Origin of the sequence: Brachybacterium phenoliresistens (assembly GCF_039530785.1) — a bacterium.
Classification (GTDB): domain Bacteria; phylum Actinomycetota; class Actinomycetes; order Actinomycetales; family Dermabacteraceae; genus Brachybacterium; species Brachybacterium phenoliresistens.
The window spans coordinates 98712-119630 of record NZ_BAAAOW010000006.1 but is presented as its reverse complement, the minus strand read 5'-3'; the positions used below and the strand labels follow the sequence as shown (position 1 = coordinate 119630).

Here is a 20919-nt window from a genome sequence, read left to right as displayed (position 1 = left end):
CCCATCGGCAGGGGCTCCCCAGGGGGCCGGAACGCAGAACCAGGAGCGCAGCATGACGCGGAGGGATCCCCGGGCGAGGTCCGTCGTGCCCCGCCGCGCAGGCGCGGTGCTCGCCGCGGCGGGCGCGGCCCTCGCGCTCGCCGGCTGCAGCGGCGGCCAGCCCATCCCGGCGCAGGACGTGGTCGCGCACTACGACGAGGTCGCGGCCGATGCGGCGGCCGCCGGCGCGGCGGACGGCCGGGAGTTCGAGCTCCAGGCCACGACGCGGACCGTGGCCGAGCGCGACGGCGACTGCCTCTACCGCGCGGGGGACTGGACCTCTTCGGTGCCCTTCGACGGGAGCGTGTCCGACGAGGGGGTCTGGGACGAGTACGTGGCGCCGTACGAGGACGTCCTGCGGGAGCACGGCTTCGGCGGGTTCGGGCCGGTGGCGCGGCGAGGCGCCCTCCACTACGCCGAGGCGCGCGACGAGCACGGGGCGGTCTTCACGATCGATGCCCAGGGCAGGTTCTCGATCTCCGACGCGAGGGTGGAGACGGACAGATGCACCCCGGAGGCGTTGGGCCTGGCGTGAGGCGACGTCCGCGTCCGTCCCGACCCTCAGGCTCCCGCCAGCGCCTCCGCCAGCGCCTCCGGCGGCTGCCCCGGGCAGATCGGGACGGTCCGGCTCAGCGACGGGTCGCCCGACCGGGTCATCGTCAGCTCGGCGGCGGCGTCGGAGCAGCCGATCTCGTCCTCGTGGATGAGCACGTCGTTGATGCCTCGCAGCACGGGCGCGCTCCCCTCCCAGTCCAGCGACCGGACGGCGCCGTCGGGGCCGAGCAGGTCCATGCCCTTCCGGGACGCCGCGAGCGTCAGCCGGTAGGAGCCGCCGGCCTCCGGGTCCGGCCCGCCCGGCACGGGGGCGACCTCGAGGATCCAGTCGTCGGTGGGCAGGGCGATCTCGCCGATGAGCTCCTCGCGCGCATCGGCCACGGAGGTGGTCAGGGCGCGCAGCGGCGAGTCCCCATGGCAGTCCTGCACCCGGGAGCCGTGCTCCATCGACCCGGTGACGCGGATGCCGACGGTGGGGATGTCCGTGCAGGGGACGTGCTCCTGCTCGGAGAGCGTCGCCTCCCAGGCGAGGTAGTCCTCGGCCGCCGTCTCGATCCGCGCGCGCTGCGCCTCGGCCAGCGGCGCGGACTCCTCGAAGATCACGAGCCCCTCCGGCAGGCTGACCTGCGTGGTGAAGGTGTCCGCGCCGATGGTGTCGGTGCGGTCCCCGAAATAGCCGAACATGCCGCTGATCGGCAGGTGCACCGCGATCGTGTCGTCCTCGCGGAGGTCGGGGCCGCCTCGGGGGAGGAACGGCAGCGGCGGGACGCACCCGGCCAGCAGCAGGGCGCCGACGCCGAGCAGGGCGAGCGGGCGGACGATGATGCGCAGGGACGCCATGGGGAGCTCCTCCCTCGGAGGGGCACCAGCATAGGATCCTGCGGCTACGGCGTCCGCACGGCTCCGAAGCTGACCCGGCGGCGCAGGGAGAATCCGAGCTTCTCGTAGGCCTCGATCGCGCCGGTGTTGGAGGCGCTGGCGTGCAGCAGGGCTCGGTCGCCGCGCTGCTGGATGCCGAAGGCGACGTCCAGGACCAGGCGGGAGGCGAGGCCCTGGCGGCGGTGAGCCGGATCGACGGCGACGGCGCTGATCTCCGTCCAGCCCGCGGGATGCAGGCGCTCGCCGGCCATCGCCGCCAGGCGCCCGTCGCGGCGGATGCCCACGTAGCGGCCCAGCAGATGGGTGCGGGGGAGGAACGGCCCGGGCCTGGTCCGCGCCACGAGATCGAGCATCTCCGGGACGTCCTGCGCGCCCAGCTCGACGGCCTCCTCGTCGGGCCGGGCGTGCAGGCGGTCGGTCTGCACCAGCTGCACGCCGGGGATGCGGAACACCTCGTGCCAGCCCGCGGGCAGCTCCGGCTCGGCGTGGGAGATGCCGACCTCGGCCCCGTGGCCGAACACGTCGAGGATCGCGTCCCACACCTCCGGCACGGCGAAGGATCGGATGCCGACGAAGGGGGAGACGTCCTCGGGGAAGCGCAGCACCAGGTCGTTGCCGGTGGCCAGGTGCGCGTGGTGGCCGCTGAGGGAGGACCAGGCGGGGTTGTCGAGGACGGCGTCGTGCGCGGGCGCGCCGCTGCCCGGCGCGGCGGGAGGGAGGTCGAGGACCATGCGGGAAGGGCTCCTTCGAAAGGGCGGATACGCGGTCCACGCTAGCCCTCCCGGGGCCGCGACGGGGGCCGCGCCGCGGGGCGCCGACGGCGGTGCGTGCGCGCCGCAAAATCGCCCCGGATCTCGGACTGAACGATCGGTAAGCGGGTCTGGACGGGTTGTTACGGGACTGTTACCCTGCGCCCTCCCCGGTGCGGGAGGGGTATTCCGAGAATGTCGGTATCGCCCCTGGCCACCTCTGCATTCTCGCCGCGCTCCGCGGGGTCGGCCGCGGCCGGACCGCCCGGCCGTGGTGCCTCTGACCTGCGTCTATCGGCCCCGTTCCGGCTTGTTCCGCAGACCGGGCCGTGCCAGCCTCGGGGTGCGGGCCCGGGTGCCCCGGACTGCCTGCTGCGGCCTGACCACCGTGGCGGCGGCCGCAGAGAAACGGCACCTGCCCGTATCCGGAGAATGGACGAAGGAGCACTGTGCCAGCAATTTCCGCCGACGGTCTGTACAAGATCTTCGGGCGCAGGCCGCACCGGGGCGTCGAGGCGCTCCAGGCAGGCCGGACCCGCGAGGAGCTGCGTGAGGACGGACTGACGGCCGCGGTGATCGATGCCTCCTTCAGCGTCGAGCCCGGCGAGATCTTCGTCGTGATGGGCCTGTCCGGCTCGGGCAAGTCCACGCTCATCCGCATGGTCAACGGCCTGTGGCCGGCGACCGCGGGGGAGCTGGTGATCGGCGATCAGTCGATCTCGAGCATGAACGCCGCCGAGCTGCGCGAGGTGCGCCGTCGGCGCATCTCCATGGTGTTCCAGCACTTCGCCCTGCTGCCCCATCGCACCGTCGGCGAGAACGCCGCCTACGGGCTCGAGGTCAGCGGGGTGGGCCGTTCCGAGCGGGAGGCCCGCGCGGCCGAGGCCCTGGAGATGGTGGGGCTGAAGGGCTGGGGCGGCTACCGTCCGTCGGACCTCTCCGGCGGCATGCAGCAGCGCGTGGGCCTGGCCCGGGCGCTCGCCGCCGGGACCGACATCATGCTCATGGACGAGGCCTTCAGCGCCCTGGACCCGCTGATCCGGCGGGACATGCAGGACCAGCTCGTGGACCTGCAGCAGCGCCTGGAGAAGACGATCCTGTTCATCACCCACGACCTCAACGAGGCCATGCGGATCGGCGACCGGATCGCCATGATGCGCGACGGGAGGATCGTCCAGGTCGGCACCTCCGAGCAGATCCTCAACGAGCCGGCGAACGACTACGTCGCCCGCTTCATCCAGGACGTGGACCGCAGCCGCGTGCTGACGGCCTCGGCGATCATGGAGCCGCCCCCGGCGACCCTCGGGTCCGGGCAGGGCCCGCGCAGCGCCCACAAGCTCATGCGCGAGACCCAGAACCCGTGGCTGGTCGTGCTGCGCCGCGACCGCACCCCGCACGCCGTGATCTGGGAGGAGGACGTCGCCGCCGCGGTGAAGGACGGCCGCGACGAGCTGCCGATTCCCGCCGAGCCCGAGCTGCCCCTGGTGGATGCGCACACGCCGGTCGCGGACCTGTTCGCGATCTCCGCGCGGCACCGCAGCCCCCTGGTGGTCACGGACGAGGACGGCCGCTTCGCCGGCGTCATCCCGCGCGTGACCCTGCTGACCGCCGCCGGAGCCCTGCAGCCGGACCCGCCGCCGGCACCTGCCCCGCCGCCGCTGCCCGCCTTCGACGCCGCGGAGGATGATGCCCGATGAGCCCCGACGAGTTCTTCCTCCGCATCCCGCTCGGCGAGGGCATCGCCTGGCTGATCCGCTGGTTCAAGGAGAACCTCTCCCTCCTGTTCGACGCCTTCAGCTGGCTGATGAGGGCCCTGGTCGACGGCCTCACCGACACGCTCCTGCTGCTGCCGGCGCTGGTGATGGTGCTGCTGTTCGCGCTGCTGTCGCTGGTGTTCCGCTCCTGGCAGTTCGCGATCGCCACCGCCGTGCTCTTCCTGTTCGCGCTGTGCATCGACGTCTGGGAGCCGATGATGCAGACGATGGCGCAGGTGCTGGTCGCCACCGTGTGCGCGATCGTCATCGCCGTGCCGGTGGGCATCCTCGCGGCGACGAACCGGACCGTGAGCGTGCTCGTGCGGCCGATCCTGGACTTCATGCAGACGATGCCCGCCTTCGTCTACCTGATCCCGGCGATCATCTTCTTCTCCGTCGGCACCGTGCCCGGCCTCTTCTCGACGATCATCTTCGCGCTCCCGCCGGGGGTGCGCATGACCGAGCTGGGCATCCGGCAGGTCGACTCCGAGACCGTCGAGGCCGGGGAGTCCTTCGGCGCGACGCCGGGGCAGATCCTCACCGGGATCCAGCTGCCGCTGGCGATCCCCACGATCATGGCCGGCGTCAACCAGGTCATCATGCTGTCCCTGTCCATGGCGGTCATCTCGGGCATGGTGGGGGCCGACGGGCTGGGCAAGCTCGTCGTCCAGGGCATCACCACCATGAACCTGCCGCTCGGCATCGAGGCCGGGGTCGGCGTCGTGCTGCTGGCCGTGTTCCTGGACCGCCTCACCGCGTCCCTGGGCAATCCCGGCTCCTACCCGACGTCCCTGATCGCCCTCCTGAAGAAGAGCCTCGCGGAGAAGACGGCGCAGCGCGCCGCCGCCGAGGCCTGAACCTCCGGCCCCCGGGCCGCGGATCCCCTGATCACCGTTTCGAAAGGACACCCGATCATGAAGAACCGACGCAACGCTCTCACCATCCCCCTGTCCCGCCGTGCCGCGTTCGCGGGCGGCGCTGCCGGCCTGATGGGCCTGGGCCTGGCCGCCTGCGGCGGCAACGGGGGCTCCGGCGGGGACGGCTCGGCCGACGGCGGCTCCGGGAACGGCAAGACCATCACCCTGGGCTACATCGCCTCCTGGACCGACGGCCTGAGCACCGCCTACCTGCTGGACGACCGCCTGACCGCGATGGGCTACACCGTCGAGCACGAGCAGATCGCCGATGCCGCCCTGCTGTACACGGCGCTGGCGAACGGCGACGTGGACATCTACCCCTCGGCCTGGCCCGAGGTCACCCACGCCTCGTACATGGAGGAGTACGGCGACTCGATCGAGGACCTCGGCGCGTACTACCCCAACGCCAAGCTCACCATCGCCGTGCCCGACTACGTCGACATCACCTCCATCGCGGACCTCAAGGGCCAGGGCGACCGCTTCGGCGGGCGGATCGTCGGCATCGAGCCGGGGGCGGGCCTGACCAAGGCGACCCAGGAGCAGGTCATGCCGCAGTACGGGCTCGAGGACGAGTACGAGCTGGTCACCTCCTCGACGACGGCGATGACCACCGAGCTCGCCGGCGCCGTCGAGGACCAGAAGGACATCGTCGTCACCCTGTGGCGCCCCTTCTGGGCGAACTCCGCCTACTCCGTGAAGGACCTCGAGGATCCCCTCGGCGCCCTGGGCGAGTCCGAGGCCCTCCACTTCCTGGCCCGCGAGGGCTTCGGCGACGACTTCGCCGATGCGGCCGAGTTCATCGGCGGCATCACCCTCGACGACGCCCAGTACGGCAGCCTCGAGGACAAGGTCGTCAACGAGTTCGGCGAGGGCCAGGAGGCCGAGGCCATCGACTCCTGGCTGGAGGAGAACCCCGACGTGCTGCCCGTCGTCGACGAGGGCTGATCCGACCCGGCATCGCCGCGCGCCCCGTCCTCCTGCCCGGAGGACGGGGCGCTCGTGCGTCCAGGTCACGGTTCGGGGACGAAGCGCGGGGCCGCGCCGATCTCCTGCTAGATTCCCTCCATCGCCGTGGTCGGGGGGCCTGTCCGGGACCCATGGAACGGCTCTGACCTGGTGAGGCGTTCCATGACGATGTCCCACGACCCGAGCGGGACGCACAGCCCGCAGACGACCGACGACGCGGCCCGGGCCGGGGCCTCGTACGCGCACTGGCTCCAGCAGGAGCCCGCGCCCGAGAGCCCGGTCCCGACGCTCTCCGAGCACCCGGCGCCGCCGCCCGCCGCGCCGCGCCGCCGGGCGGCCGCCTGGTGGGCGGCGGGGATCGCCGGGGCGATGGTCCTGGTGCTCCTGGCCTTCGGCGGCGGCGTGATCACGGGGATGGTCCTCCTGCGCGCCCTCGATGCGCAGGACGGGTACGTCGAGGCCGGGATGATGGGGATCGAGGACGACTTCGTCGACGGCGAGGTCACCGACGCCGCCGGGGGCGTGGTCGCCGGATTCGGGGGCTTCGATCGCCCGGCGGTGCTCGGCGAGCACCGGCTGGGCTGGGACACCCCGGAGGGCGGTCACCTGCAGGTGTTCGTGGAGACGGTGACCTGGGACGCCGCGGAGCTCGTCGCCGGGGCCGATCCGCAGAACCCGCCGGCGGAGCCGGGCCACGTGTACGTCCAGGCGGACCTCCGCCTGACCTACCGGGGATCCGTGCCGCTGGATCTCCGGGACGGGCTCTGGGTGATGGCGGAGACGGACTACTGGGCGGCCGATTCCTCGGAGGCCTGGGCGGAGCCGGCGGCGCCGCTGCATGCGGTCTCCCGCCTGGACGACGGGGACGAGGTCACCTGCTCGGTCCTGTTCGAGGTGCCCGAGGGAGTGGTCAGGGACGTCGTCTTCTCGGTCGAGCCGTACTGGGCGTACCCCCTGTACATCGGCCGGGGCTGATCCGGGGCCGCGACGTCCTCAGCGGACGAAGCCGTTCGTGGGCGGGCCGCCGTTGAGGCTCACCACCAGCGCCAGGGCGACATCGCGCAGCTTCTCGTTGCGATGGTTCGAGGCGGCGGTGAGGATCTCCAGCGCCTCCTGCTGGGTGCACCGGTTCTGGGCCATGATGATGCCCGTGGCCAGGTCGATGGTGGTGCGGGACTCCATCGACGCCCGCAGATCCTCCTCCGCGTCCCGACCGTCGGCCAGGCGGATCGCCAGCAGCAGGCCGCTGGAGGCCCGATCCACCTCGAGCTGGATGACCTCGATCTTCCGGGGGTCGAAGTCGTGCGGGGAGGAGGAGTAGATGTTCAGCGCCGCCTGCGCCTCGCCGCGCAGCGCGAAGGGGACCGCGAGCACGGAGCGCACCCCCTGCTGATCCGCGGCGGAGTGGAACTGCGGCCACCGGCCGTCCTCGCGCACGTCCCCGACGCGGATCACGGTCTGCTCCCGCATGGCGGTCAGGCACGGGCCGTCGGGGGAGGCGTACTGCAGCGCGTCGATCTCCAGGGCGTGGGGGCCCGAGGTGACCACGGTGGTGGACCGGCGCTGGCGCCGCAGGCTCACTCCGCACCACACCGGCTCGTCCCCGGTGGAGAGGCGCTGCGCGAGGTGCTCGATGAACTCCTCGAGGAAGCCGGCGATGTCCTCGCTCTCCAGGAGCAGCCTCTCCATGGACGTCATCGCATCGCGGGTCTGCTCGGGGGCGGACATGGGGCGCTCCTTCTCGGGGGCCGGCGGCGTGGGGGACGGCATGGGCAGAGTCTGCCACGTCGGGCCCCCGTCCCCGGCGGTTGCGCCGGGGGACGGAGGGCCATATCCTTCGAGAAGGTCTTGCAGATGGCCGTCGTTCCTGAATTGACAGGCGGTTCTGCCATGCCTCACGAAATCTCGCTCTCGGTGCGCGCCGATGTCGGTCGTGATGCGATCGAGATCGCCGTCACCGGATGCCTCACACGGGATACCTGTGCATTCCTCGCCGATGAGATCGAAAAAGCCTTCGCCCGCGATCCCGAGGCGCTCGTCCTCGTCGACGTCGACGGCGCCCTCCACCTCGAGCCGGCGGCGGTGCGCCACGTGCTCGAGGCCATGAACGGTCCGCAGGCGGGTCACCGCCGTGCCGGGCTGCGCGTCGTCGGCACGCAGCACGAACGCACCTGCCTGGTGGTCCCGGTGGAGGCGCCGTGACCGAGCAGCTGCGCGAGGACGCAGCCTCGACGGTCGTCGCCCAGGTCAGAGCGCCGGATGCGCAGATTCCGCGTCGCGCGGTCCGGGATGAGCGCCCCCCGGCGGAGAGGATCCTGGACGGGGCGGAGGCGATGTTCGCCCAGCACGGATACGCCGGCTCGAGCCTGCGGATGATCGCCGCGTCGGTCAACGTGTCGCATCCGGGGCTGCTGCACCACTTCCCGTCCAAGGCGAGCCTGCTGTTCGGGGTCATCGACCGCCTGGAGGCCGCGGCGCAGACCGCCCTGGACCGGTGCGCCGCCCTGGACGGAGATCCGACGGCCGTCGTCGACCACATCGTGGACGTCCTGGATCCCTGTTCTCCCGCGAATCAGCTGCTGGCCGTGCTGGACACGGAAGCGGTGAATTGCGACTTTCCCGGCAGATTCCGGATCGCCCGCCTGCGGCGGGTGTACGAGCACATTCTCGCCCGATGCGCCGAGAGCCTGTCCCGCCCCGGCGGGCCGCGACGGGACGTCTCCCCGGAGTTCGTCGCCCGGGCGCTCATGTCCCTGGCGATGGGGCACGCCGTGCGCGAGAGGAGCGTGCGCGCGCTGCAGCGCGAGGCGCATCACGACGACCCGCGGGAGGACCTGCGCGCGATCGTCGCCCTGCTGCTGGTGCCCTGACGCGCCTAGGGTGGTGCCATGGCACGCGATGACGCTCTGCGCCGGTCCCTCGACGTCCTGCCCGGCCCCGAGGTCGATCCGCCGGTGCCGCCCCATGCCCGCGGGACCCGCGTCGTCCTGCGCAGCATCCGGGAGCTGCCCGGTCGCGGCCCGACGGTGAGCTTCGCGGTCGCCGGCACCGTGCTGCACGACGACGGGGAGCTGACCGTCGTCATGACGCGCCCCGGATCCGGCCGCGCGGCACGGGCCGGGGCCGGGATCGGGCCGCAGGGGCGCCTGGTCTCCGCGACCGACTGGGACGGCCGGTACGACGTGGCCGCCTGGGAGGGGGAGACCGTCGTGCGCGTCCATCGGCGCGGCGAGCGCTGGTCGGTCTGGCGCTGGCACGACGGCACGGACTGGACCCGTCGCTGGTACGGCAACCTCGAGACCCCGTGGCGCCGCACCGCCCTCGGGTACGACACCCGCGACTGGGCGCTCGACGTCGTCGCCGAGGGCGTCCCGGGCACCGAGGACTGGCGGGTCGCGATGAAGGACGAGGACGAGCTCGACTGGTTCGTCGGGACCGGCGCCCTCACCCCCGAGCAGGCGGCCGCGGTGCGCGGGACGGGGGCCCGGCTGCACGGCCTGCTCTCGCGCGGAGAGGGCGCCGCAGGGAGCGGCTGGGAGCCCTGGATCCCGCCCGGGGACATCGGCCCCCACCCGCTGCCCGAGGGATGGCAGCAGATCCCCGGCCCGGGCAGGCCGTCATGAGCCCCGTCGACGAATTCGGGTCGCCGCCGCTCGGGGAGGCGAGCCTCGTGGTCGAGGGGTCCTGAGGCGGGGCCTCAGCCGCGGGCCTGCTCGAGGTGGCTGCGCGCCGCCTGCTCCAGGTGGGTGAGGTCCGAGGCGATGGTGATGAACCGGAAGCCCTGCTCGCGGCGAGCCCGGGCGGTCGCGCCGTCGGGCGTGTGGATGCCCGGGATGACCCCGGCGGCCTGCGCCGCCGCGAGCACGCGCGCGATCGCGGCGGTGTGCTCGGCGGCCCGGTCCGGGTCGCCCGGGAACGCGCCGCCCACGGCGAGCATGAGGTCGGAGGGGCCGATGTACACGCCGTCCACCCCGTCGACCGCGCAGATCTCCTCGACGTTCTCGAGGCCCTCGGGCGTCTCGATCATCACCAGCAGAAGGATCGCCGCATCGGAGTCGCCGGGGACCGGGCCCACGCGCAGCCCCGAGCGCATCGGCCCGTAGGACCGGATCCCGGCGCCGGGGTAGCGGGCTGCCCGCACGGCGCGGCGCGCGTCATCGGCCGTGCTCACCAGCGGGACGATCACGCCGCGGGCCCCGGCGTCGAGGGCCTGGCCGATGACGGCGTCGTCGTTGGCCTCCACGCGCACCAGCCCGGCCGGGCCGTGGGCGGCGTCGATGGCCATCAGCCCCTGCAGGATGCCGGAGTAGCCCAGCAGGCCGTGCTGGCCGTCGATGGCGACGTAGTCGTAGCCGGTCATGGCCACGCGCTCGGTGGAGACGGGGCTGTCCAGGACCGACCAGTAGCCGATCAGGGTCTCGCCGGCCTGGGCGCGGCGGATGACGTCGGCGGCGGGATGGGGCATGGGGGACTCCTCGGGTCGGGCGGGTCGCGGGATCAGCGGTGGTAGGCGGGCATGGGGCCGTGCAGCTGCTCGCCGACGGCGCGGGTGCGCTCGAGGACGTCGGCCGGGAGCGGACCGCGGTCCAGGTGGGCGAGGTTGGCGGCCAGGTGCTCGACCTTCGAGCCGCCCAGCAGGACCGAGCTCGTCACCTCCTGGGAGACGAGCCAGCGCAGCGACAGCTCGGTCAGCGCCATCCCCGCCTCGGCCGCGATCCGGGAGAGCTCGTCGATCGCGGAGAAGAGCTGCGGGTTCCAGTATCGGTCGCGGTACATGCCGGACAGGCGGGAATCGCCGAAGCGGCCGGAGCCGCCGGACTCCTCGAAGCGGTGCCGCCCGGTGAGCAGGCCGCCGCCCAGCGGGTTGTAGACCATCGTGTGCAGGCCGTGGACCTGCGCGAACTCGGCGTACTCGGTCTCGATGCGGCGGGCGAGGAGGTTGTACAGCTGCTGGGCGACGACCGGGCGGGGCAGGCCGGCGCGGTCGGCCGCGGCCTCGAGGTCGGCGATCTGCCAGGCGGAGAAGTTCGAGACGCCCCAGGCGAGGATGCGTCCCTGCTCGAGGAAGGTCGCGATCTGCTCGAGGGTCTCGGCGAGCGGGACGGAGCGGTCGGGCTGGTGAAGATGGAACAGCTCCACGCGCTCGCGGCGCAGGCGCCGCAGGCTGCCCTCGAGGCTGCGGCGCATGCCCTCCGCGGACAGCGGCGAGTGCTCCCCGGCGTCGGGGTGCGGGATGCCGGCCTTCGTCGCGAGGGCCACGCCGTCCCCCGGCGGGAGCAGGGTGCCCAGCATCGTCTCGGTCTGCCCGCCCGCGTAGCCGTTGGCGGTGTCCACCAGGGTCACCCCGGCGTCCAGGGCGGCGTGGATCATGCGCTCGGCGGTCGCCCGGTCGACGGTGTCGCCGAAGGTCATGGTGCCCAGCACGGCGCGGGAGACGGGCTGCGGGATCCCGGGGATCGTGGTGGTGGGGGTGCTCATCGGCGTCCTTCCTCGGCGGGGCGGACCTCGTGGTCCAGCGGCGCTCCGGTGAGCGCCGCGATGATGCTGCGGGCGGCGCTGACGCCCATGCGCGCGTTCGTCGCCCGGGTGTAGGCCCCCATGTGCGGGGTGAGCAGGGTGTTCGGGGCCTCCAGCAGCGGGGAGCCGGTGGGCGGCTCGGCCGTGAAGGCATCGGCCGCGTATCCGGCGAGATGCCCGGAGCGCAGGGCCCGGGCGACGGCGTGCTCGTCGACGAGCTCGCCGCGGGCGGCGTTGACCAGCCAGGCGCCGGGGCGCATGCGGGCGATCGCGGCCTCGTCCAGCAGCGGCCCGTCCTGGCCCCCGGGCAGGTGCAGCGTCACCAGGTCGCTGGTCTCCAGCAGCTCCTCGAGGGTGCCGGTGCGCCGCACGGACCCGAAGGCGTCCGGCGGCAGGAACGGGTCGAAGGCCGCCACGGAGGCGTCGAAGCCCTCCAGGCGTCGCGCGACCCCTCGGCCGATGCGCCCGAAGCCGGCGATGCCCACGGCGAGCTCGCTCAGCTCGGGGCCGGCCAGGACCGGCCAGCCGCCCTCGCGCAGGCCCTGCTGCGCCTCCGGGATGCGGCGCAGCAGGGCCAGCATCAGGCCCAGCACCAGATCGGCGACGGCGCCGCTGTTCAGGGCGGGCACGTGGACCACGGGGATGCCGGCGCGGGCCGCCGCGGCGACGTCGATGTTGTCCACCCCCACGCCGTGCTTGGCGATCACGCGCAGCTCTCCGCGGCGCGCCGCCTCCTCGATCACGGAGGCGTCGACCGCATCGAGGCCGACGATCAGGGCCGCGGCCCCGGGCAGCTGGCCGATGACCTGCTGCGGGGTCATCGGCGCGCCGAGGGCGGCGCGGCGCACCCGCAGACCGGCATCCGCCAGCACCTGCGCGGGCTCGGGGGACCAGCGGCCGAAGCTGGGGGAGAGGACGACGACCTCGGACATGGGGCTCCTTCGGGTGGGGACGGGCGGTCAGGCCGCGATGCCGAGCTCCTCGAGCAGCGCGACCGCGCCGACGAACAGCACGGCGAGCGTGGAGATGCACAGCAGGACGGTCGAGCGCCGCGAGCGGAAGGTCGCGTCCCCGGTGCGGCGGCGCAGGAACCAGACGGCGATGACCACGGCGAACAGGAACAGCGCCCCGCCGAAGCCGCCGATCATCACCATGATCAGCGGGGCCTTGAGGCCCAGGAAGGTGGCCGCCCAGATGCACGGCATGACGACCGTGAAGATGCGGATGAGCCTGCGGCGCAGCGCCACGTCCGTCCAGTCGAACGCCCCGAGGACGGCGAGGTTGTTCGCCCACAGCCGCGGCACCGAGGCGGTCGAGGCGAGGAAGGTCGAGCCGAGCACGGTCACGGCGCCGATGAGGAAGAGGATCTCCGCCCAGGGTCCGAGGGTGTCGACGTACATCCGCGACAGGGTGCGGATCACCTCGGTGCCCTCAGGGTGCAGGTCCTGGGGGTGCAGCACGGCCGCCCCCATGATGTAGAAGGACAGCGTGCAGGCGGTGGTGACGATCCAGGCGACCAGGAGGTCCAGCTGCATGACGCGGATCCAGCCGCGGGCGCGGGCGGCGCGCTCGGGGGTGCCGTCCTCGGGGCCGGTCCAGCGGGCGTAGCCCTTCTCCATGGTCCAGTAGGTGTAGGTGGTCATCTCGTCGGCGCCGACGCCGGTCAGGCCGAAGACGGCGATGGCGATGCCGGCGGCGCCGGCGGGGATCCCCAGCGTGAACCCGCCGGCGATGTCGGCCAGGTCGTAGCCGAAGGCGGTGGCCGGCAGCGACAGCGCGAGGATCACGGTGAACACGGTGAAGGTGACCACGAGCGCGAAGGCGGTCCGCTCGAGCAGCAGGTACCGGTCGGCGACGTTCACGCCGATCACCACGGCCAGCGCGATCACGGTCCACAGCACCAGCGAGGGCGTGGACAGCGGCTCGCCGAGGATCGGCCACAGCAGCGACAGGGCGGAGACGGCGCCGCCGATGATCCCGCCGCGCTGGAGCATCTTGGCCAGGTCCATCCCGATCCACAGCACGTTGATCCAGCTCGCGCGGCCGATCCGCGGCGGGACGTCGGCGAAGGCCTGCAGGGCGGGGCGGCCGGAGAGGATGGTGTGCTTGGCGAGCTCGGCCTGGATGAAGACCTTCGCCCCGGTGGACAGGATGATCAGCCACAGCAGGGCGAAGCCGACGCTCGCGCCCATGGTCGTGGTGGTGATGAGCTCCCCGGAGCCGACCACGGCGGCGGACATGAGCATGCCCGGTCCCAGGAAGCGCAGGCGCTGGACGAGGGTCCGCGGTGCGGCGCGGGCCAGCTCGGGGCGCAGGGCGTACGGGTCGGCGACCTCCGCGGCGGTGGGCGCGGGCGGGGCAGAGGGGGTCTGGGTCATCAGCGACCTCTCGGATCGTCAGGCGGTCCACGGATCTGCGTGGTGCGCGCAATAGTCTGCACCGAAAGCGCGGAGCGCGCAATCCCGGATCGGGGCCGCGATCAGCCCAGCAGCGCCGACGCCCCGCCGGCCGCCGCGGCCAGGGCGCCGACCACCGAGACGAGGACGGCCCCGGAGTACAGGCGTGCGCTGTCGATCCGGCGGGCGATCGGACCCGAGGCCAGCAGGCCCGCGGCGACGAAGGGCAGCAGCACGATCGCGGCCCGCAGCTGCTCGAGATGCAGCTGTCCGAGGGCGCCGAGGCTGGCCAGCGACAGCGCGCAGCCCACCACGAAGGTCCCGCTGAGCGTCGCCCGGACCATGCCGGGCTCCTCGCCGCGCAGGATCAGCGCCATCGGCGGTCCGCCGATGCTGGTGGCGGTGCCCAGGGCGCCGGAGGCGCCCCCTGCCAGCAGGGTCGTGGCGCGGGTGCGGTGGGGCCGCCAGCCGGCGAGGCTCAGCGCGACGCCCAGCAGCACCGTGCCGGCCAGCACCACGGTGAGCCCGGCGTCCGGCAGCAGGGCGACGGCCCCGGCGCCCAGCAGCGAGCCGGGGATGCGGCCGATGCTCGCCCAGCCCACCGCGCCCCAGTCCACGTGGGAGCGCTCGCGCAGCAGGGTGCTCAGGGAGAGGGTGGTGGCCAGCAGCAGCACCGTGCCGGGGATCAGCTCCGGGGCGATGAGCGCGATCAGGGGTGCGGCGAGCATGCCCAGGCCGAAGCCGACCGACCCCTGCACGCAGGTCGCGACCGCGACGATCACGCCGATCAGGACGATCTCCATGGCTCTCCTCATCCCCGGGGGTTGCGCGAATCGCGCATTAGGGCCACAATCCTACTCGCACCGCGCAATCCCGCCGAGGGATCGCCTGCAGCGATCGTGTCGATGACGACCCGTCCCGAGGAGTGCCCATGGCCGCGTCCACCGCCCCCCATCCCGCCCCGCCGCAGCGGCGGCCCGACCAGGTCCCGCTGCCCCACGGCATGGGCTGGGTGACGTCCATCGGCCCGGGTCTCGTGCTCGCCATGACCTTCCTGGGCACCGGCGACCTGGTGAGCTCCTCGGTCTCCGGAGCCTCCTACGGCTACGCGCTGCTGTGGACCCTCGTGCTCTCGCTGGTCGCCCGCACCTTCATCATCTCCTCGATCGCGAAGTACACCCTGATGAACCGCCACGGGGACACGCAGATCCTCGACGGCTTCGCCCGGATCACCCCGGTGCTGCCCGGGGTGATGGCGGTGGTCGTGCTGATCGCGGGCTTCATCACCCAGGCCACCTTCGTCAAGGCCGCCGCCATCGGCCTGAACCAGCTCACCGGCGGCTGGGGCGGGGCCTGGGGCGTGTTCGGCTGCGCCCTGGCCGTGGTGGTCGCGACGCTGGGCATGGTGCTGCTGCGCCGCCAGTTCGTGGTCCTGGAGTACATCGCCCGCATCGCCTCCGTGCTGATGATCGGGGCGTTCGCGTACGCCCTGATCGGGATCGGCCACGTCGACGTCGCCGGATTCGTGCGAGGGCTCGCCTTCGAGATCCCGCAGGAGCAGGCCACCAGCGCCTTCGCCCCTATCGTCATCGCCTCGGCGACCATCGGCACCATCGCCGGGAACATGCCCAACCTGCTCTACTCCGGGTTCATGCGCGACAAGGGCTGGGTCGGTCCCCGCTACCGCCGCCTCCAGCAGCTGGACCTCATCGCCGGCATGGCCCCGCTGCTGCTGATCAACCTGCTGTTCTGGACCGTCGCCGCGGAGTTCTCGCGCGAGCACCCGGGGTTCTCCATCAGCGACGAGCACGATCTCTCCGAGATGCTGCACGTGGCCGTCGGGCCGGCCGGGCCGGTGCTGCTGTGGATGTGCATCTTCCTCGCGGCGATGACGAGCTTCCCGCCGCAGTCCCGCGGCTTCGCGCAGCTGGCCGTCAACGGCCTGAACCACGCCGTGCCGGGCTGGCGCCGCTTCCTGGGCAAGGACGAGACCAACCCGCTCTTCCGCCTCCTGCAGGTGGCCGTGTTCATGGTGCTGCCGCTGGTGGCCTCCCTGCCCGGCGCCCCCAACCTCATCGCCCTGAACATCGTCGGGACCGCGGTCTCGACCGTGCTGAGCCTGCCGATCATCGTGGTCTGCATCCTGCTGCTGACCGGCCGGAGGAAGCACATGCACGACTACGCGGTGAACTCGCCCCTGGTCACGATCCTGCTGGCGGTGCTCGGCGTGATCGCGATCGTCGTGGGCGTGCAGATCGCGATGAACATCCCGACCATGTTCGCCACCGCCTTCGGCGGCTGATCCCACCCGTCCGAGAGGATCCCGAGATGACCCCCGAGCTCCCGCTCCTGCCCGCGCTCCCCGCCGACGGCCGCGTCCATCGCGACGAGCACCGCGGCCACCAGGTCGCGCTGATCCCCACGCCGCGCCGCTCGAACCATGCGCCGAGCCTCGCCGTCCTCCCGGACGGGGCCATGGTCGCCGCCTGGTTCGGCGGCAGCGACGAGGGCAACGGCGACGTCGACATCCTGGTGGCCCGCTACGACCCGGCCGCGGCCCGCTGGAGCGCGGGGGAGGCCGTCACCCACGACCCGCTGCGCTCGGACCAGAACCCGGGCCTGTCCCTGCGTCCCGACGGCGAGCTGTGGCTGCTGCACACCTCCCAGGCCTCGCGGCAGTCCGGCATCCCCGAGACCTTCAACCTCCAGTTCACCTCCGAGATCCGGCGCCTGCGCTCGCGCGACGGCGGCCGCACCTGGAGCGGGCCCGACGTCCTCTTCGACCGGCCCGGGACCTTCGCCCGCCAGCCGATCCAGCGCCTGGCCTCGGGGCGCCTGGTGCACACCCAGTGGCTGTGCTTCGACGACGACACCCGCAACGGCTCGGACCAGCCCGTCCTCCAGCTCTCCGACGACGACGGCGCGAGCTGGCGCGAGGTCGCGGTGCCGGACGGCGCCGGCCGCGTCCACCCCAACCTCGTCGAGGTCGCGCCCGGTCGTCTGGTGCTCCTGTTCCGCTCCCGCTTCGCCGACCACGTGTGGATCTCCCGCTCGCAGGACGCCGGGGAGAGCTGGAGCGCCCCCGTCCCCACCGAGCTGCCCAACAACAACGCCGGGATCAGCGCCCTGCCGCTGCCCTCGGGCCGCCTCGCCGTCGTCTCCAACGAGGAGCAGGACCCGCGCGGCGACGGCGTCGTCCACTGGCCCTACGAGCGCACGCGGATGAGCATCGCGGTCTCGGCCGATGAGGGGGAGACCTTCCCCGTGCGACGCATCATCGAGCCGGGCGACGGGTTCACCGGGCCCGGCAACCGCCGCAGCAACCGCCGCCACGAGTACCCGCACGCGGTCCTGGACGCCGCGGGGCGCATCCATGTGCTCTACGCCTGCGACTCCCGCAGGGCCATCAAGCACGTCTCCTTCGAGGAGGCGTGGATCGACGGCACGCCGGATCAGGCGCATCCCGATGCGAAGCTCTGGTCATGAGCCGCGTGCCCGACACCACGATGCGCGAAATGCGCATCCTCGATAGACTATGCGCGAACCACGCACACCGGGAGGGGCGGGAATGATCACGATCCTCGCGGACGACCTCTCCGGCGCCCAGGAGGCCTTCGCCGCCGCCGGCTCCCTGCCGGCCGTCGCCTCCCCGCGATCGTCGGGACTGCTGCTGCTCGGGGCCGATGCCCTCGCCCGGGAGGAGGCCCGGCTCCCGGCCCTGCTGGCCGTCGACCTCGACCTCCGCCACCGGCAGCCCGCGGCCGCGGCCGATGCGCTGCGCGGCGCCCTGGGCACCGCGCTCGGCGCGGGCCGCGGACAGGGCGCCCTCGTCCTCAAGATCGACTCGATCCTGCGCGGACCGGTCGCCTCCCTCGTCGCCGCGGCCGCCGAGCACGCCCCCGTGCTGCTGTGCCCCGCGGTGCCGTCCCTGGGCCGCACCGTCGTCGACGCACAGGTCCGCGTCGACGGGACGCCGCTCGAGGAGACGGGCCTGTGGGCGCTCGAACCGGGCGCCCCGCCCCGCAGCCTCGTCGACCTCCTCGCGCGGGAGGGGCGGCGGCCCGGGAGCATCGGCCTCGCCGCGCTCCGCGGCCCGGACGCCGCGTCGCAGCTGGCCGCACGGCTGCGCCGCGACCGGGTGGTGGTGGCCGACGCCGAGACCGACGCGGACTGCGACGTGCTGGCCGCCGCCGCCCTCTCCGCCGGCGCCGTGATCGCCGGCGCGGGCGGGATGGCCGCCGCGGTGGGACGCGGCGCGGCCCTCCCGTCCGGGGCCCCGGGCGACCCGCTGCCGGCGGTCGCGCCCGGCCCCCTGGCCGTGATCGTGGGCAGCGCCGCCGAGGCCGCCCGCGCGCAGGTCGCGGCGCTGGCCGAGGCCGGCTGCGAGGTCCACGCCTGGCATCCCGGGGCCCACCTCCCGCACGAGCCCGCCGACCGGGCGATCCTCCTGGACGCCCCGCCGGACCCCGCCCGCGCCGGCGCCCTCGGCGAGGCCTTCACGGCGGCGGCCGCCGCGGCCGCCGCCGGGCACCACCTGGTGCTCACCGGCGGCCAGACCGCCCGCGCCGTGCTCGCCCGCCGCGGCATCGACCGGCTGCACCCGATCGCGCAGGTCCACCACGGCGCCGTCCTCGCCCTGGCCGAGGACGGACTGCTCGTCGCCACCCGCCCGGGGAGCTTCGGCGACCGCGACAGCCTGCGCGGGATCCGCGACGCCGTCGCGGCGCTGCGCCCCGACCCCGACCGCATCCCCGTCCCTGGAAGGAACCCCGCCATGAGCGCTCCCGTCATCGCCGTCACCATGGGCGACGCCGCCGGCGTCGGCCCGGAGGTCATCGTCTCCGCCTGCACCGACCCCGAGATCCTCGCCCTGTGCACCCCGGTCGTGATCGGGGATGCGCGCCGCCTGCGCCGCGCCGCGCAGAGCATCGGCCGCGAGGACGTCGAGGTGCGCGCCGTCGCGGAGCCCGCCCAGGCGGTCGGGGGGACGGGGGTCCTGTCGGTGATCGACCTCGACCTCATCCCCGAGGACCTCCCCTTCGGCGAGCTCTCCGCGGTCGCGGGGGAGGGGTCCTACCGCTTCATCGAGCGGGCGGCCCGCCTGGCCCTGGCCGGCCAGGTGCAGGCGATCTGCACCGCCCCGCTGAACAAGGAGGCCCTACACGCGGCGGGCCACGTCTACCCCGGCCACACCGAGCTGCTCGCCGCCCTCACCGGCGCCGAGGAGGTCTCGATGATGCTCGCGACCCCGAACCTCCGCGTCATCCACGTGACCACGCATGTCGGCCTCCTGGACGCCGTCGCCCGGATCGAGCCCGGCCTGGTGGAGCGGACCATCCGCCGGGGGCACGAGGCGCTGGTGCGCGCCGGCGTCCCCGCGCCCCGCATCGGCGTGTGCGCCATCAACCCCCACGCCGGCGAGGGCGGCCTGTTCGGCTACGGCGAGGAGGCCGAGAAGATCGCCCCCGGGGTCGAGGCCGCCCGCGCCGACGGCATCGACGCCACCGGCCCGCTCCCCGCGGACACCCTGTTCTACCTGGCCACCCGCGGGGACTACGACCTCGTCGTCGCGATGTACCACGACCAGGGCCACGGCCCGATCAAGGCCCTCGGCATCGAGGCGGGCGTGAACATCACCGTCGGCCTGCCGGTGATCCGCACGTCCGTGGACCACGGCACCGCCTTCGACATCGCCGGCAGGAACCTGGCCGATCCGCGCAGTATGGTCGAGGCCATGCGCCAGGCCGCCGCGATGGCCACGCGCTGACCTGCATCCGTCCGTCCCAGGAGCTCCGATGGCCCGCCGCACCACCCCCATCTCCGCCCGGGCCCGCCGGGAGGAGATCGCGCGCCTGGCCGCGTCCTCGGGGCCAGCCTCCGTCGAGGAGCTCTCGCGCCGCTTCGAGGTGACGCCCTCGACCATCCGCCGCGACCTCTCGCGCCTCGCGGAGGAGGGGGCGCTCGCCCGGACCTACGGCGGGGCGATCCCCCTCGCCGCCGGGGAGAGCACCCTGCGCGAGCGCGAGAGCGAGGCCCACCCGGCCAAGCGGGCCCTGGGAGCCTGGGCGCGGCGGCAGATCCGGCCGGGGGAGCACGTGCTGCTGGACGGCGGCTCGACCGTCGGCGAGCTCGCCCGGGAGCTCGCCGGCGCCGGGCCCGATGCGGCCCTGCACGTCACCGCGCTCGGCCTGAACGCCCTGCACCGCCTCGAGGACGTCGAGGGCATCGAGCTGGTGAGCCCCGGCGGGACGGTGCGCCGCTCGAGCCAGTCCTTCATCGGCCCGATCACCGAGGCGGCGCTGTCGCGCATGACCTTCGACCGGGCGTACCTCAGCTCCGACGGGGTCACGGCGGAGCACGGGCTGTGCGAGGCCGGTCCCGAGCAGACGCGCCTGAAGGAGCTCATGGCCGCGCAGTCCGCCGAGGTCACGGTCCTGGCGGACTCCACCAAGCTGGGGCATCGGCCCTTCCATTCCTGGGCGCGGCTGCCGCTGCCCTGGACGCTGGTGACGGACGACGGGGCCGATCCGCGCCAGCTCGAGCTGTTCCGCCGCAGCGGGGTCGAGGTGCAGGTCGTCGACCTGCCCTGATCAGGGCGCCGTCGTGCCGGGGTGCTCGCTGACCCCGCCGGCGCACTCCGGGTCGTAGGGCCGGTGCAGGTGGAATCCGGGCCGCGTGATGAGCAGCTCCTCGCAGCGCCGCTCCATGAGCGGGTCGCCGGGCATGCCGATCCACACGGCGTGCATGTGGCTGGGCTCGTGCTCGCCCAGGAGCCATTCGTCGACCCAGGCGTCCAGGGCGGCGACGGCCCGCACCCCGCGTCCCACCTGCTCGCGCGGAAGGATCGTCAGCCGCATGCCGGGCGGCAGCGGCAGCTGCAGGTTCTGCCCCGGGGGCAGCTCGAGCACGACGTTCCCGGCGGCGCGCTCGGGGAACTCCTCGAGCATCGCGCCCAGGACGGGGACGTCTCCCTCGTCGCCGATCAGCAGGTAGCGCTCCGGACGTGGTGGCACCGCGACTCCTCGGTGGGGGTGATCCGGACGTTCCGGACGTCATCCACGGTAGGGACGGCAATTAGGAACGGCAAGGGTTGCTTAAATCGCGAGATGCCCTCGGTGGACACCCGCGCGCCCGTGCGGCACCATGT

Annotated in this window: 21 protein-coding genes; 12 read left to right on the top strand and 9 right to left on the bottom strand. The window is 73.5% G+C overall.

Translation table 11 applies throughout. From position 1 onward, the window contains the following. Positions 1 to 52: 52 nt before the first annotated feature. A complete protein-coding gene (locus tag ABD234_RS13470) occupies positions 53 to 574 on the top strand; it encodes a hypothetical protein (protein WP_344357139.1) in 522 nt (173 codons plus the stop codon). A 26-nt stretch (positions 575 to 600) separates the two neighbouring features. On the opposite strand, the gene ABD234_RS13465 is transcribed toward ABD234_RS13470, so the two are convergent. Then, positions 601 to 1434, bottom strand: a complete 834-nt coding sequence (locus ABD234_RS13465) for a hypothetical protein (RefSeq protein WP_344357136.1) — start codon at positions 1432 to 1434, stop codon at positions 601 to 603. Between the two features lie 44 nt (positions 1435 to 1478). Next, positions 1479 to 2204, bottom strand: a complete 726-nt coding sequence (locus ABD234_RS13460) for a GNAT family N-acetyltransferase (RefSeq protein ID WP_344357133.1) — start codon at positions 2202 to 2204, stop codon at positions 1479 to 1481. Positions 2205 to 2671: 467 nt separating this feature from the next. Between ABD234_RS13460 and ABD234_RS13455 the strand changes: the two genes are divergently transcribed. The 4 genes from ABD234_RS13455 (at position 2672) to ABD234_RS13440 (ending at position 6834) form a co-directional block, all read left to right on the top strand. After that, a complete protein-coding gene (locus ABD234_RS13455) occupies positions 2672 to 3919 on the top strand; it encodes a quaternary amine ABC transporter ATP-binding protein (protein WP_051486973.1) in 1248 nt (415 codons plus the stop codon). Further along, positions 3916 to 4833: an ABC transporter permease gene (locus ABD234_RS13450; protein ID WP_038373431.1), complete on the top strand. Its 918-nt coding sequence runs from the start codon at positions 3916 to 3918 to the stop codon at positions 4831 to 4833. The genes ABD234_RS13455 and ABD234_RS13450 overlap by 4 nt, the downstream gene beginning before the upstream one ends. 57 nt (positions 4834 to 4890) lie before the next feature. Then, entirely contained in the window at positions 4891 to 5838 is a 948-nt protein-coding gene (locus ABD234_RS13445) for a glycine betaine ABC transporter substrate-binding protein (protein WP_344357129.1), read from the top strand. 183 nt (positions 5839 to 6021) lie between these two features. Then, complete coding sequence (locus ABD234_RS13440; RefSeq protein WP_344357126.1) at positions 6022 to 6834, top strand: hypothetical protein; 813 nt, start codon at positions 6022 to 6024, stop codon at positions 6832 to 6834. 18 nt (positions 6835 to 6852) lie between these two features. Here the strand turns inward: ABD234_RS13440 and ABD234_RS13435 are convergent, their stop codons facing one another. Further along, positions 6853 to 7629, bottom strand: a complete 777-nt coding sequence (locus ABD234_RS13435) for a GAF and ANTAR domain-containing protein (RefSeq protein ID WP_344357123.1) — start codon at positions 7627 to 7629, stop codon at positions 6853 to 6855. A gap of 84 nt (positions 7630 to 7713) precedes the next feature. Here ABD234_RS13435 and ABD234_RS13430 point away from each other — a divergent pair, with 84 nt between their 5' ends. The 3 genes from ABD234_RS13430 to ABD234_RS13420 are packed head-to-tail and all read left to right on the top strand — an operon-like array spanning position 7714 to position 9482. Continuing rightward, positions 7714 to 8061 (top strand): hypothetical protein, encoded by a 348-nt coding sequence (locus ABD234_RS13430; RefSeq protein WP_344357120.1) that lies wholly within the window; start codon positions 7714 to 7716, stop codon positions 8059 to 8061. Beyond that, positions 8058 to 8729, top strand: coding sequence for a TetR/AcrR family transcriptional regulator (locus ABD234_RS13425; protein ID WP_344357117.1), 672 nt, complete (start codon positions 8058 to 8060; stop codon positions 8727 to 8729). The genes ABD234_RS13430 and ABD234_RS13425 overlap by 4 nt, the downstream gene beginning before the upstream one ends. 18 nt (positions 8730 to 8747) lie before the next feature. Beyond that, positions 8748 to 9482, top strand: a complete 735-nt coding sequence (locus tag ABD234_RS13420) for a ribonuclease FAU-1 family protein (RefSeq protein ID WP_344357115.1) — start codon at positions 8748 to 8750, stop codon at positions 9480 to 9482. Positions 9483 to 9556: 74 nt separating this feature from the next. On the opposite strand, the gene ABD234_RS13415 is transcribed toward ABD234_RS13420, so the two are convergent. The 5 genes from ABD234_RS13415 to ABD234_RS13395 form a co-directional block, all read right to left on the bottom strand. Continuing rightward, a complete protein-coding gene (locus ABD234_RS13415) occupies positions 9557 to 10324 on the bottom strand; it encodes an HpcH/HpaI aldolase family protein (RefSeq protein ID WP_038373425.1) in 768 nt (255 codons plus the stop codon). A gap of 32 nt (positions 10325 to 10356) precedes the next feature. Next, positions 10357 to 11337, bottom strand: a complete 981-nt coding sequence (locus ABD234_RS13410; protein ID WP_038373424.1) for an aldo/keto reductase — start codon at positions 11335 to 11337, stop codon at positions 10357 to 10359. Continuing rightward, entirely contained in the window at positions 11334 to 12308 is a 975-nt protein-coding gene (locus ABD234_RS13405; protein WP_038373423.1) for a phosphoglycerate dehydrogenase, read from the bottom strand. Before ABD234_RS13405 ends, ABD234_RS13410 begins: the two co-directional genes overlap by 4 nt. A 27-nt stretch (positions 12309 to 12335) precedes the next feature. Then, positions 12336 to 13754: an Nramp family divalent metal transporter gene (locus ABD234_RS13400; RefSeq protein WP_344357107.1), complete on the bottom strand. Its 1419-nt coding sequence runs from the start codon at positions 13752 to 13754 to the stop codon at positions 12336 to 12338. Between the two features lie 101 nt (positions 13755 to 13855). Beyond that, on the bottom strand, positions 13856 to 14575 hold the full coding sequence (locus tag ABD234_RS13395) for a sulfite exporter TauE/SafE family protein (protein ID WP_038373422.1): 720 nt from the start codon (positions 14573 to 14575) through the stop codon (positions 13856 to 13858). Between the two features lie 128 nt (positions 14576 to 14703). On the opposite strand from ABD234_RS13395, the gene ABD234_RS13390 reads away from it, so the two are divergent. The 4 genes from ABD234_RS13390 (at position 14704) to ABD234_RS13375 (ending at position 20362) form a co-directional block, all read left to right on the top strand. Beyond that, complete coding sequence (locus ABD234_RS13390) at positions 14704 to 16074, top strand: Nramp family divalent metal transporter (protein WP_038373420.1); 1371 nt, start codon at positions 14704 to 14706, stop codon at positions 16072 to 16074. A 26-nt stretch (positions 16075 to 16100) separates the two neighbouring features. Continuing rightward, complete coding sequence (locus ABD234_RS13385) at positions 16101 to 17258, top strand: sialidase family protein (RefSeq protein WP_038373419.1); 1158 nt, start codon at positions 16101 to 16103, stop codon at positions 17256 to 17258. 82 nt (positions 17259 to 17340) lie between these two features. After that, positions 17341 to 19539, top strand: coding sequence for a 4-hydroxythreonine-4-phosphate dehydrogenase PdxA (gene pdxA, locus ABD234_RS13380; protein ID WP_344357101.1), 2199 nt, complete (start codon positions 17341 to 17343; stop codon positions 19537 to 19539). A 28-nt stretch (positions 19540 to 19567) separates the two neighbouring features. Continuing rightward, on the top strand, positions 19568 to 20362 hold the full coding sequence (locus tag ABD234_RS13375) for a DeoR/GlpR family DNA-binding transcription regulator (protein ID WP_344357098.1): 795 nt from the start codon (positions 19568 to 19570) through the stop codon (positions 20360 to 20362). Here ABD234_RS13375 and ABD234_RS13370 read toward each other — a convergent pair whose 3' ends face one another. Beyond that, positions 20363 to 20785: an SIP domain-containing protein gene (locus ABD234_RS13370; RefSeq protein ID WP_344357095.1), complete on the bottom strand. Its 423-nt coding sequence runs from the start codon at positions 20783 to 20785 to the stop codon at positions 20363 to 20365. Positions 20786 to 20919 lie beyond the last annotated feature (134 nt).